The sequence below is a fragment of the Bradyrhizobium aeschynomenes genome (genome assembly GCF_013178945.1).
GTDB classification, from domain to species: Bacteria; Pseudomonadota; Alphaproteobacteria; order Rhizobiales; family Xanthobacteraceae; genus Bradyrhizobium; species Bradyrhizobium aeschynomenes.
On the sequence record NZ_JABFDM010000009.1, the window covers coordinates 1 to 12,494 of the forward strand.

The 12,494-nt window shown below is 67.1% G+C and carries 12 protein-coding genes and 2 tRNA genes; 13 read left to right on the forward strand and 1 reads right to left on the reverse strand.

What is annotated here, in order from left to right; all coding sequences use genetic code 11:
* Positions 1 to 1,086 precede the first annotated feature (1,086 nt).
* Entirely contained in the window at positions 1,087 to 2,817 is a 1,731-nt protein-coding gene (gene poxB, locus HL666_RS23875) for a ubiquinone-dependent pyruvate dehydrogenase (protein ID WP_172183965.1), read from the forward strand.
* A gap of 291 nt (positions 2,818 to 3,108) precedes the next feature.
* Here poxB and HL666_RS23880 read toward each other — a convergent pair.
* Positions 3,109 to 3,183, reverse strand: a tRNA-Thr gene (locus HL666_RS23880).
* A gap of 351 nt (positions 3,184 to 3,534) precedes the next feature.
* Here HL666_RS23880 and HL666_RS23885 point away from each other — a divergent pair.
* The 12 genes from HL666_RS23885 to HL666_RS23940 all read left to right on the forward strand — a co-directional run bounded on the left by HL666_RS23885 (position 3,535) and on the right by HL666_RS23940 (position 12,432).
* Positions 3,535 to 3,720, forward strand: a complete 186-nt coding sequence (locus HL666_RS23885; protein ID WP_172183966.1) for a hypothetical protein — start codon at positions 3,535 to 3,537, stop codon at positions 3,718 to 3,720.
* Between the two features lie 14 nt (positions 3,721 to 3,734).
* The gene (locus tag HL666_RS23890; RefSeq protein WP_172183967.1) at positions 3,735 to 5,453 is read left to right on the forward strand and encodes an FAD-dependent oxidoreductase; all 1,719 of its coding nucleotides are present in this window, start codon (positions 3,735 to 3,737) and stop codon (positions 5,451 to 5,453) included.
* A gap of 126 nt (positions 5,454 to 5,579) precedes the next feature.
* Complete coding sequence (murA, locus tag HL666_RS23895) at positions 5,580 to 6,869, forward strand: UDP-N-acetylglucosamine 1-carboxyvinyltransferase (RefSeq protein ID WP_172183968.1); 1,290 nt, start codon at positions 5,580 to 5,582, stop codon at positions 6,867 to 6,869.
* A 21-nt stretch (positions 6,870 to 6,890) separates the two neighbouring features.
* On the forward strand, positions 6,891 to 7,340 hold the full coding sequence (locus tag HL666_RS23900) for a DUF2948 family protein (RefSeq protein WP_172110188.1): 450 nt from the start codon (positions 6,891 to 6,893) through the stop codon (positions 7,338 to 7,340).
* A gap of 87 nt (positions 7,341 to 7,427) precedes the next feature.
* Positions 7,428 to 8,723, forward strand: coding sequence for a histidinol dehydrogenase (gene hisD / locus HL666_RS23905; RefSeq protein WP_172183969.1), 1,296 nt, complete (start codon positions 7,428 to 7,430; stop codon positions 8,721 to 8,723).
* Positions 8,720 to 9,226 (forward strand): UPF0262 family protein, encoded by a 507-nt coding sequence (locus HL666_RS23910; protein ID WP_172183970.1) that lies wholly within the window; start codon positions 8,720 to 8,722, stop codon positions 9,224 to 9,226. Before hisD ends, HL666_RS23910 begins: the two co-directional genes overlap by 4 nt.
* Before the next feature lie 54 nt (positions 9,227 to 9,280).
* Complete coding sequence (locus tag HL666_RS23915) at positions 9,281 to 9,751, forward strand: arsenate-mycothiol transferase ArsC (RefSeq protein WP_172110186.1); 471 nt, start codon at positions 9,281 to 9,283, stop codon at positions 9,749 to 9,751.
* Positions 9,752 to 9,931: 180 nt separating this feature from the next.
* Positions 9,932 to 10,561 (forward strand): Maf-like protein, encoded by a 630-nt coding sequence (locus HL666_RS23920; RefSeq protein WP_006613056.1) that lies wholly within the window; start codon positions 9,932 to 9,934, stop codon positions 10,559 to 10,561.
* A 51-nt stretch (positions 10,562 to 10,612) separates the two neighbouring features.
* Complete coding sequence (yacG, locus tag HL666_RS23925) at positions 10,613 to 10,810, forward strand: DNA gyrase inhibitor YacG (protein ID WP_172110185.1); 198 nt, start codon at positions 10,613 to 10,615, stop codon at positions 10,808 to 10,810.
* Positions 10,811 to 10,984: 174 nt separating this feature from the next.
* A tRNA-Phe gene (locus tag HL666_RS23930) sits at positions 10,985 to 11,060 on the forward strand.
* A gap of 773 nt (positions 11,061 to 11,833) precedes the next feature.
* Positions 11,834 to 12,115, forward strand: a complete 282-nt coding sequence (locus tag HL666_RS23935) for a type II toxin-antitoxin system RelE/ParE family toxin (protein ID WP_172183971.1) — start codon at positions 11,834 to 11,836, stop codon at positions 12,113 to 12,115.
* Between the two features lie 11 nt (positions 12,116 to 12,126).
* Complete coding sequence (locus tag HL666_RS23940) at positions 12,127 to 12,432, forward strand: HigA family addiction module antitoxin (protein ID WP_172183973.1); 306 nt, start codon at positions 12,127 to 12,129, stop codon at positions 12,430 to 12,432.
* The last annotated feature ends 62 nt before the right edge of the window (positions 12,433 to 12,494 follow it).

Here is a 12,494-nt window from a genome sequence, read left to right on the forward strand (position 1 = left end):
GCTGGCGTCGTAGCGGCAGCTGGCGTCGTAGCGGCAGCTGGCGTCGTAGCGGCAGCTGGCGTCGTAGTGGCAGCTGGCGTCGTAGTGGCAGCTGGCGTCGTGGCGCCTTCCGGTGTTGTGGCGTCTTCGACGGGCGACGGGCCTTTTGGAGGCTGGGTCACTGTCAATGTCCCCCAATCGTCATTGACGCTTCATGATGGTTTATCGAACACAAGAAAGCAACCTTTGATTTAACGATTCTCAGGTGTGTTTCGAAGACAGCGAAGCAGAGTGCAGCAGATTTTCTGCAGCCCACACCCCACTGTAGACTTTGCAATGCGGTTGCCATGCCCTAGCGGTAGCAACCAATCTGGAGCGCGGTGACACTGCACTAAGTGAAGCCGTGCTCCCACGCATGCCAGCTCTGCCCAAACTGCCCGTCGTGCCACTCTGCCGCACTCATTTCCCTTGTGTCGTCGGGCAAATCACCTGCACATTTTCGGCCGTCCCGTGCCCATCGAAGAGGGGCGTTCGCGAGTCGTCACGAGCGTTGGGTGTGGGATGCGGTGGCCGGGTCGGAGTTGCAGCGCGCATTCGCGAGCGGACGAACAACTTCGAGTCGGACGGCGAAATCGCGTGGTCCTGGCCTCCCGATGCTGAGGTCAAGCTCGCTGATGTGCGTCAGTGCATCGCGGGTGATGGGGGCAACAAAGCCCGGTCCCCAGGGAGAGCGCGTATAAATCGTAAGCCCATCGCGCAGGGAGGGCCGGGTGTGTTCGGCCAGACCTGTGGTACCTGCCGCCTGCATTTTTTTTCGCAGGCGGGCCACGGGCGCGGCCAGCGCCCGGCCTTCCCTGCGCTCTCTGTGACGAGAGGGCGGACCTCCCGCAAAGCTCGGACGCAATATGCGCCGCGAGGCCGCGGCGCCATGCGGCAAGCCGCCGGCCCGCATCGCCCTGAGGTCATGATCTCGCTCAGGCGCATCCCGCAGGAACCTTCGCAAGCGCGCGCTTTTGATTCGGCCGCGCCGCCTCGTGCAGGTAACGAGACCGCAAAGCCTCGGCAGTAGGTTTCGGCATCTCTCATGACCAAAGGATTCAGTCGCTCATGTCCACCATTGCAGATCAGATCGTCGAGATGCTCGAAATCGCCGGCGTCAAGCGCATCTACGGCGTCGTCGGCGACAGCCTCAACGGGCTGACCGAGTCGCTGCGCGTCCGCAAGACGATCGACTGGGTGCATGTCCGCCACGAGGAGGTGGCAGCCTTCGCGGCCTCGGGTGAATCGCAGATCACCGGCCAGCTCGCAGTGTGCGCCGGCTCCTGCGGCCCCGGCAATCTGCATCTCATCAACGGTCTCTATGACGCGCAGCGCAGCCGCACGCCGGTGTTGGCGATCGCCGCGCACATCCCGTCGGGCGAGATCGGCGGCGGCTACTTTCAGGAGACGCATCCGCAGAACCTGTTCCGCGAGTGCAGCGTCTATTGCGAGCTGATCTCCGATCCCACGCAGATGCCGTTCGTGCTGGAGAACGCGATCCGTGCCGCGCTGGGCGAGCGCGGCGTGGCCCTCATCGTCATTCCCGGCGACGTCGCGCTGAAGGCCGCGCCGAAGCGCGCGCTGCCGCCGGCGATCGGCCTGGTGCCGCCGAAGCCCGTGGTGCGTCCGGCCGAGCCGGAGCTCGATGCATTGGCCGCGCTGCTCAACGTCGGAGAGCGCGTGACGTTGTTCTGCGGCCGCGGCTGCGCCGGCGCGCATGCCGAGCTGATGCAGCTTGCGGAGGCGCTGAAGAGTCCGATCGTGCATGCGCTCGGCGGCAAGGAGCATGTCGAGTACGACAATCCCTATGACGTCGGGCTCACCGGCTTCATCGGTTTCTCCTCCGGCTATCACGCCATGCACAGCTGCGACACGCTGGTGATGCTCGGCACCGATTTTCCCTACAAGCAGTTCATCCCCTCCGACATCAAGATCGTCCAGGTCGACATCCGGCCGAGCCAGCTCGGCCGCCGCGCGCGGCTCGATGTCGGCGTGGTCGGCGATGTCGGCGAGACCCTTCGCGCGCTGCTGCCGAAGCTCACGGCCAAATCCGATCGCCGCCACCTCGACGACAATCTCGCGCGCTACGCCTCCGCGCGCAAAGGCCTCGACGACCTCGCGGTCGGCACGCCCGGCCGCCGGCCGATCCATCCGCAATATCTGACCCGGCTGATCAGCGAGACTGCTGCCGACGATGCCGTCTTCACCTTCGACGTCGGCACGCCGACGATCTGGGCCGCGCGCTACGTCGCCATGAACGGCCGCCGCCGCCTGGTCGGCTCGCTGGTGCACGGCTCGATGGCCAATGCGATGTCGCAAGCCATCGGCATCCAGGCCGCGCAGGCGGGACGGCAGGTGGTCTCGCTATCGGGCGACGGTGGCTTTGCGATGCTGATGGGCGATCTCATCACGCTCAAGCAGATGAAGCTGCCGGTGAAGATCGTGATCTACAACAACGGCACGCTCGGCTTCGTCGCGCTGGAGATGAAGGCCTCGGGCTTCGTCGAGCACGGCACCGATCTGGAGAATCCGGATTTCGCGGCGATGGCGCAGGCGATGGGCATCCATGGCCGCCGAGTCGAGGATCCCGGCGAGCTGCCCGGCGCCGTCGCCGACTGGCTCGCGCATGACGGCCCTGCCGTGCTCGACGTCGTCACGGCGAAGCAGGAGCTGTCGATGCCGCCGACCATCGGCCTCGAACAGGTCAAGGGCTTCAGCGTCTGGCTGATCCGCGCCGTGATGAGCGGCCGCGGCGATGAGGTGATCGATCTGGCGAAGGAGAATTTGTTGCCGCGATGAGCAATGCTGGGTGAATGCGGTTGCTGCGGCCCATCCTTCGAGACGACCGCCTGCGGCGGTCTCCTCAGGATGAGGGCGAGTTCGCGGTGATGCTTCAACCTCGTGGCCGCGCCGCTCTCCATGAACACGCCACCGGCGTGTTCATGGTCGATGCGCAGCACGGCCTTTGCCAGACCCTCATGGTGAGGAGCGCCGCGCCCGAACCGAGCGGTCACGACGATTGCATAACGCGGCGCGTCTCGAACCATGAGGCCGAGATGCCGTGGCTTGGCTAAAATGTGGGAAACGAGATGGTGCTGCCGGACAGGATTGAACTGTCGACCTCTCCCTTACCAAGGGAGTGCTCTACCACTGAGCTACGGCAGCAAAGGGACTCGCGGAGCCGGCCCGAAGGCCGCGCCCGAACGCGGGCGGTTCTTGCCACAAGCTCCCCGCCGGCGCAAGCGCGGCTCGCCCGGTTTTCGGGGAAAGACGCGGGGGCGATACGTCAAAATCGGGCGAAAGATCTCCGAATCCGTAAGGAATCGTCCATCTGGCCAACAATTCTCTCTCCTCCTCGTCAAAGGCGGGGCCAGCGAGGGGGCCGTGTCCGCAACTCCCCACCCGGGCAGTCGACGCCAGGTCGGCCGGAACCTACCGTCTGCGTCGCTTTCCCCTCTTGGCTTTCGCGCCCGCAGCACCAATTGTGCCCCTGGTAAGGGGTGACCGGGGAAGGGGATGACGGATCGGACCAGCAAGGGGAAGGGAGCGCGCGAGGAGCGGCTGAAGCAGGCGCTGCGCGAGAACCTCAAGCGGCGCAAGGTGCAGAGCCGTGAGCGCAGCCAGGCGGCGCCGGCCGAGCAGGGCGAGGGGGACGAGGCCGCTCGCGGCGGCTCTGACGACGTAGCGCGTCGAACGGATTGAATGTGGGGAGCGTGATGGCGGTGAATGACGGGACAGCGGCGGATGCGGCGGCACAGCGGGCGGAGCTCGCGAAGACGCTGCCGCGATTCGACCAGACCTTTCCGGAGCTGACGCCACAGGAGATCACCCGGCTGCGCGGCTTCGGCGAGATCCGGACCTATAAAGACGGCGAGCTGCTGTTCGAGACCGGCAAGCCTGGCCCCGGCATGTTCGTGATTCTCAAGGGCCATGTTGCGATCACCCAGCGCGATGGCCTTGGTCACGTCACGCCGGTGATCGACCAGGGGCCAGGGCAGTTTCTGGCCGAGATCGCCCAGCTCTCCGGCCGCGTCGCGCTGGTCGACGGTCATGCCGAGGGCGATGTCGAGGTCATCCTGATTCGTCCCGAGAAGCTGCGGGCGCTGCTGATCGCCGAGGCCGAGCTCGGCGAGCGCATCATGCGGGCGCTGATCCTGCGCCGGGTCAATCTGATCCAGGGCGGCGCCGGCGGTCCGGTCATGATCGGCCCGCCGCAATCGGCCGCGATCGCGCGGCTGCAGAGCTTTCTCACCCGCAACGGCTTTCCGCACCATCTGCTCGATCCCGCCGTCGATCACGATGCCGCCGACCTGATCGCGCGCTATTCGCCGACACCGGCCGAGCTGCCGCTGGTCGTGGTGTCCGATGGCAGCGTGCTGCGCAATCCGAGCGAGACGGAGCTGGCGCGCGCCGTCGGCATGATCGGCGGGCCGCGCGGTGAGAAGGTCTACGATGTCGCGGTCGTCGGCTGCGGTCCGGCGGGGCTGGCCACGGCGGTGTATGGCGCATCGGAGGGACTGTCGATCGCCGTGCTGGATTCGCGGGCGTTCGGCGGCCAGGCCGGCGCCAGCGCGCGCATCGAGAACTACTTTGGTTTCCCGACCGGCATCACCGGTCTGGCGCTGACCGCGCGCGCCTTCAACCAGGCACAGAAGTTTGGCGCCGAGATCATGATCCCGGTGTCGGTGACGGCGCTCGATTGCGAGCGCAAGAACGGGGCTTTCGTGCTGGCGCTGGAGGGTGGCGACGAGGTGCGGGCGCGCTCGGTCGTGGTGGCCAGCGGCGCGCGCTATCGCCGTCCGGATCTCGACCGGCTCAAGGAGTTCGAGGGCCGCGGCGTCTGGTACTGGGCCTCGCCGATCGAGGCGCGGCTGTGCGCCGGACAGGAGGTCGCGCTGGTCGGTGGCGGCAATTCGGCCGGACAGGCCGCGGTGTTTCTGTCGGGGCACGTGAAGAAGGTGCGGATGATCATTCGCGGCGGCGGCCTTGCCGCGTCGATGTCGCGCTACCTGATCGAGCGCATCGAGGCGACGCCGAATATCGAGCTGCTGTTCAACACCGAGGTCGTCGGGCTCGATGGCGGCGCCGATACCGGGTTGGAGCGCATCACCTTGAAGAGCCGGTTGTCCGGCGAAAAGACGCCCGCCGATATCCGCAACCTGTTTCTGTTCGTCGGCGCCGACCCGGCCACCGGCTGGCTCGGCGATTGCGGCGTGACGCTCGACCGCGCCGGTTTCGTCGTCACCGGTGCGCAGTCGGAGCAGAATGCCGGGCGGATGGTGTCGCCGCTGGAGACCTCGGTGCCCGGCGTCTATGCCGTCGGCGACGTCCGCTCCGGCTCGGTCAAGCGCGTCGGCGGCGCCATCGGCGAGGGCGCCCAGGTGGTTGCCGCGCTGCACGGCTTTCTCGCCGATGCGCTGGTGCCGCCGGTCTGAGTCGCATCGTCCTGGGATGAATCCCGGGACGCCACGACCGGCCGTTGCGAACCCATCAAATCGCCGTAATGTCGGTCCTGTTGCGCCCATCTCAGCCAAATTTCCGATCAGCCCAGCAGGATCAGCATGGATCGCATTCGCATCGTCGGCGGCAACCCGCTTCACGGCACCATCCCGATTTCGGGCGCGAAGAATGCCGCCCTGCCGCTGATGATCGCGGGCCTGCTGACGCCGGAGACGCTGATCCTGGACAACGTCCCCCGGCTCGCCGACGTCGCCCAGCTGCAGCGCATTCTCGGCAATCACGGCGTGGACATCATGTCGGTCGGCAAGCGTCCGGGCGATGGCCAGTATCAGGGCCAGACGCTGCAGATCTCCGCTGCCGACATCATCGACACCACGGCGCCCTATGAGCTGGTGTCGCGGATGCGCGCCAGCTTCTGGGTGATCGCGCCGCTGCTCGCGCGCATGCACGAGGCCCGGGTGTCGCTGCCCGGCGGCTGCGCCATCGGCACGCGGCCCGTGGACCTCCTAATCATGGCGCTGGAGAAGCTCGGCGCCGGCATCGAGATCGATGCGGGCTACGTCGTTGCCAAGGCGCCGGGCGGGCTGCGAGGCGGCACCATCGATTTCCCGAAGGTGACCGTCGGCGGCACCCATGTCGCGGTCATGGCCGCGAGCCTCGCCAAGGGCACGACAATCATCACCAATGCCGCCTGCGAGCCCGAGATCACCGATCTCGCCGACTGCCTCAACAAGATGGGCGCACGCATCAGCGGCGCCGGCACGCCCCGCATCGAGATCGAGGGCGTGGCCTCTCTGCACGGCGCGCGGCATACGGTGCTGCCTGACCGCATTGAAGCCGGCACCTATGCGATCGCGACGGCGATGACCGGGGGCGACGTCCGTCTTGCCGGCGCCCGGCCCGAGCTGCTGCAATCGGCGCTCGACGTGCTCGCTGAAGCTGGTGCCGAGATTTCGAGCGATGCCGATGGCATCCGCGTGGTGCGCAATGGTCACGGCATCCGCCCGGTCCAGGTGACGACCGCGCCGTTCCCTGGTTTCCCGACCGACCTGCAGGCGCAGCTGATGGCGCTCATGGTCCGTGCGCAGGGCGCGTCCGCGATCACCGAGACGATTTTCGAGAACCGTTTCATGCACGTCCAGGAGCTGGCGCGGTTCGGCGCGCGTATCAGTCTGGACGGCGAGACCGCGCGGATCGAGGGCATCTCGACCCTGCGCGGCGCGCCCGTGATGGCAACCGACCTGCGCGCCTCGGTGTCGCTGGTCATTGCCGGGCTTGCTGCGGAAGGCGAAACCATGATCAATCGCGTCTATCATCTCGATCGCGGCTTCGAGCGGCTGGAGGACAAGCTGAAGGCCTGCGGCGCCACGATCGAGCGCATCCGCGAATGAGGCTGCCAAGGGAATGATGTCGTGACCGACCGGCTCAAACTGATCGCGCTCGACGCCGACGATCTCGCCGTGATCTCCGCCCATGTGCAGGACGCGCGGGTGCAGCCGGCCGACATCATCTGGCGCCAGGCCGAGAAGCGCCTGGTGATCGGCATGAACCGGCTCGACTGGGACCAGGCGCTGCACGGCGAGAGCGAGCCGCGCCGGCTGCTGGCGGCGCTGCGCTTCGACCGGGTGCTCGCCTGCAAGTCGCGCCGCATCGATCTCGCCGCGCCCGACGCCGCGCTGGAGCTGATCGGCATCGAATTCCATCCGGGCACCGAGGCGCCCGCCGGCAGTGCGCTCTTGCTGTTTTCCCATGGCGGCGCGCTGCGACTCGATGTCGAATGCCTGGAATGCGAGCTGACCGATCTCGGCCAGGATGATCTCGGCGTCGGCGCGGTCGACGACGTCCCGCCGCTGACGGGGTAGGGGCGGGTTCAAAGGGTTGACGGCCCCGCGCTGCCGCGCCATTGAGCAGGGGGTCGGGGGCAGCCACCCCTTCGGAAAGTGCCAGAGATGCCCATTCGCCTGTCCCGCGCTCACGCCGATTTCGACACCCAGTTTCGGCAGTTTCTCGCCGCCAAGCGCGAGACCTCCGCCGACGTCGAAGCCGCCGCCCGCGCCATCGTCGACGACGTGGCCCGGCGCGGCGACGCGGCGCTGCTCGAGGCGACGGCTAAGTTCGACCGGCTGGAGCTGACCGCTGCGACGCTGCGCGTCAAGCCTGCCGAGATCGAGGCCGCCTTCAACGCCTGCGATACGGCCACGCTGGATGCGTTGAAATTCGCCCGCGACCGCATCGAGGCCTTTCATCTCAAGCAGCTGCCGCAGGATCAGCGCTTCACCGACGAAGCCGGCGTCGAGCTCGGCTGGCGCTGGAGCGCGATCGAATCCGCCGGTCTCTACGTCCCCGGCGGCACCGCGGCCTATCCGTCCTCGGTGCTGATGAATGCCATTCCCGCCAAGGTCGCCGGCGTCGCCCGGCTCGTCATGGTGGTGCCGGCCCCCGATGGCAAGCTCAACCCGCTCGTGCTGGCCGCCGCGCATCTCGGCGGCGTCTCCGAGATCTACCGCGTCGGCGGCGCCCAGGCCGTGGCCGCGCTGGCGCATGGCACCGCGACGATCGCCCCCGTCGCCAAGATCGTCGGCCCCGGCAATGCCTATGTCGCCGCCGCCAAGCGGCTGGTGTTCGGCAAGGTCGGCATCGACATGATCGCGGGCCCGTCCGAGGTGCTGGTGATCGCCGACGACAGCGGCAATGCCGACTGGATCGCCGCCGACCTGCTCGCCCAGGCCGAGCACGATGCCAGCGCGCAATCCATCCTGATCACCGACAGCCGCCGCCTGGCGGACGACGTCGCCCACGCCGTCGAGGGCCAGCTCAAGACCTTGCCGCGTGCCGCGATCGCCGGCGCGTCCTGGGCCGATTTCGGCGCCATCATCGTGGTCGAGCATCTCGACCAGGCCGTGCCGCTGGCCGATGCCATCGCCGCCGAGCATCTGGAAGTCATGACCGCCGACCCCGACGCATTCGCCGCAAGGGTCCGCAATGCCGGTGCCATCTTCCTCGGCGCGCACACGCCGGAGGCGATCGGCGACTATGTCGGCGGCTCCAATCACGTGCTGCCGACCGCGCGCTCGGCGCGGTTCTCCTCCGGTCTCGGAGTGCTCGACTTCATGAAGCGCACGTCGCTGTTGAAATGCGGTCCGGACCAGTTGCGCGCGCTGGGTCCAGCGGCGATGACTCTGGGCAAGGCCGAGGGTCTCGACGCCCATTCACGCTCCGTGGGAATACGCCTCAATCTGCCATGACCCAGCACCCGCCAGGCGACGACCGGACCAATCGCATCGTGGCGGTGACGCTCGACGAGGAGTCGATCGGCCGCTCCGGTCCGGACATCGAGCATGAGCGGGCGATCGCGATCTACGACCTCGTCGAGGAAAACCTGTTCGCGCCGGAGGGCGCCGACGGCACCGGCCCGTTCACCCTGCATCTCGGTATCACCGCCAACCGGCTGATGTTCGACATCCGCCGCGAGGACGGCACCCCCGTCGTGACGCACCTGTTGTCGCTGTCGCCGTTTCGGCGGATCGTGAAGGACTATTTCATGATCTGCGACAGCTATTACAACGCGATCCGCACCGCGACGCCCGACAAGATCGAGGCGATCGACATGGGCCGCCGCGGCATCCATGACGAGGGCTCGCGCACTTTGCAGGAGCGGCTCAAGGGCAAGGTGCGGGTCGACTTCGAGACCTCGCGCCGGCTGTTCACCCTGATCACGGTGCTGCACTGGAAGGGCGAGGGCCAGTGACGCCGCGCGCCGCCCGTCTCGCGTCCCAGCTTCCGGCCAAGGGCGCCTAGCCGCATGGCTGAGGGGCCGCCGCGCGCGCGCCAGCCGCAGGCGGTGCTGTTCGCCTGCGGGCAGAACAGCGTGCGCTCGCCGATGGCCGAGAGCCTGCTCCGCCAGATGTTTCCGCATGCGCTCTATGTCCGCTCCGCCGGCGTCAAGAAGGGCGAGCTCGATCCCTTCGCCGTCTCCGTGATGGCCGAGCTCGGCCAGGACATCTCGCAGCACAAGCCCACCACCTTCGAGGAGCTCGAGGACTGGGAGGGCCTGAACTTCGACCTCATCATCACCCTCTCGCCGGAAGCGCATCACAAGGCCCTCGAGCTGACCCGCACCATCGCCGCCGACGTCGAATATTGGCCGACGCCGGACCCCACCAATACCGACGGCAATCGCGAGCAGAAGCTGTCGGCCTATCGCGAGGTTTGCGACGGCCTGTTCGCGCGGATCCGCAAGCGCTTCGCCAAGCCCGGCCCGGCCGGGTTGTGAGTTCCGGTTCCCCGGCGAGGTGTCATCGAACCGAAATACCAACGTCGTCCGCCGCTCAAACTGAGCCCGTAGAGCAGGCTGTCGCAGCCTTGTCGCAGTCTCCGGGTTGTGGAATGGCACCCCTTCCGATAGGTTCCGCGCGCCCGCCTTACGCTTTCCGAATCCCCTAGCGAAATCAGCATGCTCGGCCGTCCCAAAATCGTTCTTGCATCCGGTTCGCCCCGGCGTCTGGCGCTGCTCAACCAGGCCGGCATCGAGCCCGACGCGCTGCGCCCCGCCGACGTCGACGAGACGCCGAAGCGCGGCGAGCTGCCGCGCGCCTGCGCCAACCGTCTTGCCCGCGCCAAGGCCGATGCCGCGCTGAAATCCGTCCAGCTCGACGACGAACTGCGCGGCGCCTTCATCATCTCCGCCGACACCGTCGTCGCGGTCGGCCGCCGCATCCTGCCCAAGGCCAACCTGGTCGACGAGGCCTCGCAGTGCCTGCGGCTGCTGTCGGGCCGCAACCACCGCGTCTACACCGCGATCACCCTGGTGACGCCGAAGGAGGCGTTCCGCCAGCGCCTGGTCGAGACCCGCGTCCGCTTCAAGCGGCTCAGCGAGGACGACATCCAGGCCTATATCGGCTCCGGCGAATGGCGGGGTAAGGCCGGCGGCTACGCCGTCCAGGGCATCGCCGGCTCCTTCGTGGTCAAGATGGTCGGCTCCTACACCAACGTCGTCGGCCTGCCGCTGTACGAGACCACGACCCTGCTCGCCGGCGAGGGCTTTCCGATCCGCTTCGGTTGGCTGAACACCGTCGGCGTCTGACGCCGTCTCCGAGGGGGTGCATCACGCCCCCAGGGCGCCTAGATAGCGGCCATGTCGAACGAATCGCCCACCCCGCCCACCGCCGCCCCGCCCAAGCCCGCCGGCCGCTGTCCGATCTGCCGCCGGCCCGCGGCCGAGGCCGTGCGGCCATTCTGCTCGCCGCGCTGCCGCGACGTCGACCTGCACCGCTGGCTGAGCGGCTCCTATGTCATCCCGGCCACCGAAGGTGACGAGGAGGATGTCGAATAAGGCCGTGTTTTCATGACCTTGCCGCAGCGGCGCAGGCCGTCTGGCGGCCGCCTCGGCGCCCTCCGAGCAACTGCAAAAGGAATGTGAAAACTTCGCGCCTGGGCGGTAGACAGCACCGCTTGGTCCCACTATAACCCGCCGGCTCGCCGGGCTTTTCTGTCCCGAACGAGACCTGCCCAGGTAGCTCAGTTGGTAGAGCATGCGACTGAAAATCGCAGTGTCGGTGGTTCGATCCCGCCCCTGGGCACCACGCTTCGCCCTGCGGGCTACGCGTGGCGCAGCCGCGCAGTAGCCCGCAGGGCGAAGCGTGCCCGGCGTAGCGCCTTCGCGAAGCCGGGCGTTTGAGCCCCCCCAAGTCTCGCTTGAGCCCGGCTCTCTGATCTCCGATCCACCCTGTCAAACAGCTCCGCCGCTCGTCGCAGCTCACGCCCATGCGCCCGCAGCCTCGCCACCTGATCGGCCCGAGCTCTGCTGCAGTTTTGCGTCCTCATCGATTGAGAGGGCGCAGGGAAGGCCGAGTGCCGACTGGCACCCGCGGCCCCCGTGCGTAAGAGAGTGCACGGGGAAGGAACCACAGGCTCAGCCGGAAACAACCCGGCCTTCCCTGCGCGATGGTTTGAACGGCTGCTCCGTGCTCTCCCAGGGGACCGGGCTTGCTTGCCCCCGTCATCGACATCGTCGCCGACCAAGACACCAGCGTCGGGGTGTCGGGACCACACGGCTTGACCGTCCGCGAAACGACGTTCGTCCGCACCTCCATGAGATGCTGCGTCGCTCCGCGGCCACCACTCCCCGCCGCAACGTCCCGTGACGATCGCGATGCGCCCCTCTCAGTGCGGGCAGGATGGCGGGAAATGTGGAGGTGATTTGCCCGACGACGCAAGGGGAATCAGCACGACGGGCAGTTTGTGCAGGGCTGAGATGCTCTGGCCGATGACATGTGAGTTGGCAGAAATAGCGCGAGCAACTCAGAGACATCGCCATCGTTTGACGTATGTATCATTAGATGATACATACGTCAGCATGATCAGAAGCTTCCGGGACAGGATCACCGAGGCTGTCTTCGACGGTGAGAACCCGAAGGGCTTTCCGTCCGATCTGTTGAAAGTGGCTCGCCGGAAGTTGCGTTACCTCAACGCAGCGGCTGGCCTCGGTGACTTGCGATCGCCGCCCGGCAACCGGCTGGAGGCGCTGACGGGAGATCGCCACGGACAGTATTCAATCCGCATCAACGATCAATTCCGGGTCTGCTTTACCTGGACGGTGGACGGCCCAGCGAACGTCGAGATCGTGGACTATCATTGAAAGGCGCTGCGATGACCAAGAAGTTGAAGCCGATGCATCCCGGTGAGGTTCTGCGCGAGGAGTTTCTAATTCCGCTCGGAATGTCTGCCGGCGCGCTCGCCAAAGTGTGCGGCCTGCCGCGGACCCGGATCGAGCGGATCGCGAACGAGCAGACCGGCATCACCGCCGACACCGCGCTCCGGCTCGCCAAGGCACTCGATACGACGCCCGAACTCTGGCTCAACCTGCAGACGGACTACGACGTTCAGATCGCGAAACGTAGTCTTGGCAAGAGTCTCGACAGGATCGAGACGGTGAACAAGCCGCGGGCGGCGTGAGCGGCGGCTGGCGCGGAGCAGCGCGTAGGGCGGATTGGCGCAGCGTAATCCGCCATTCTTTC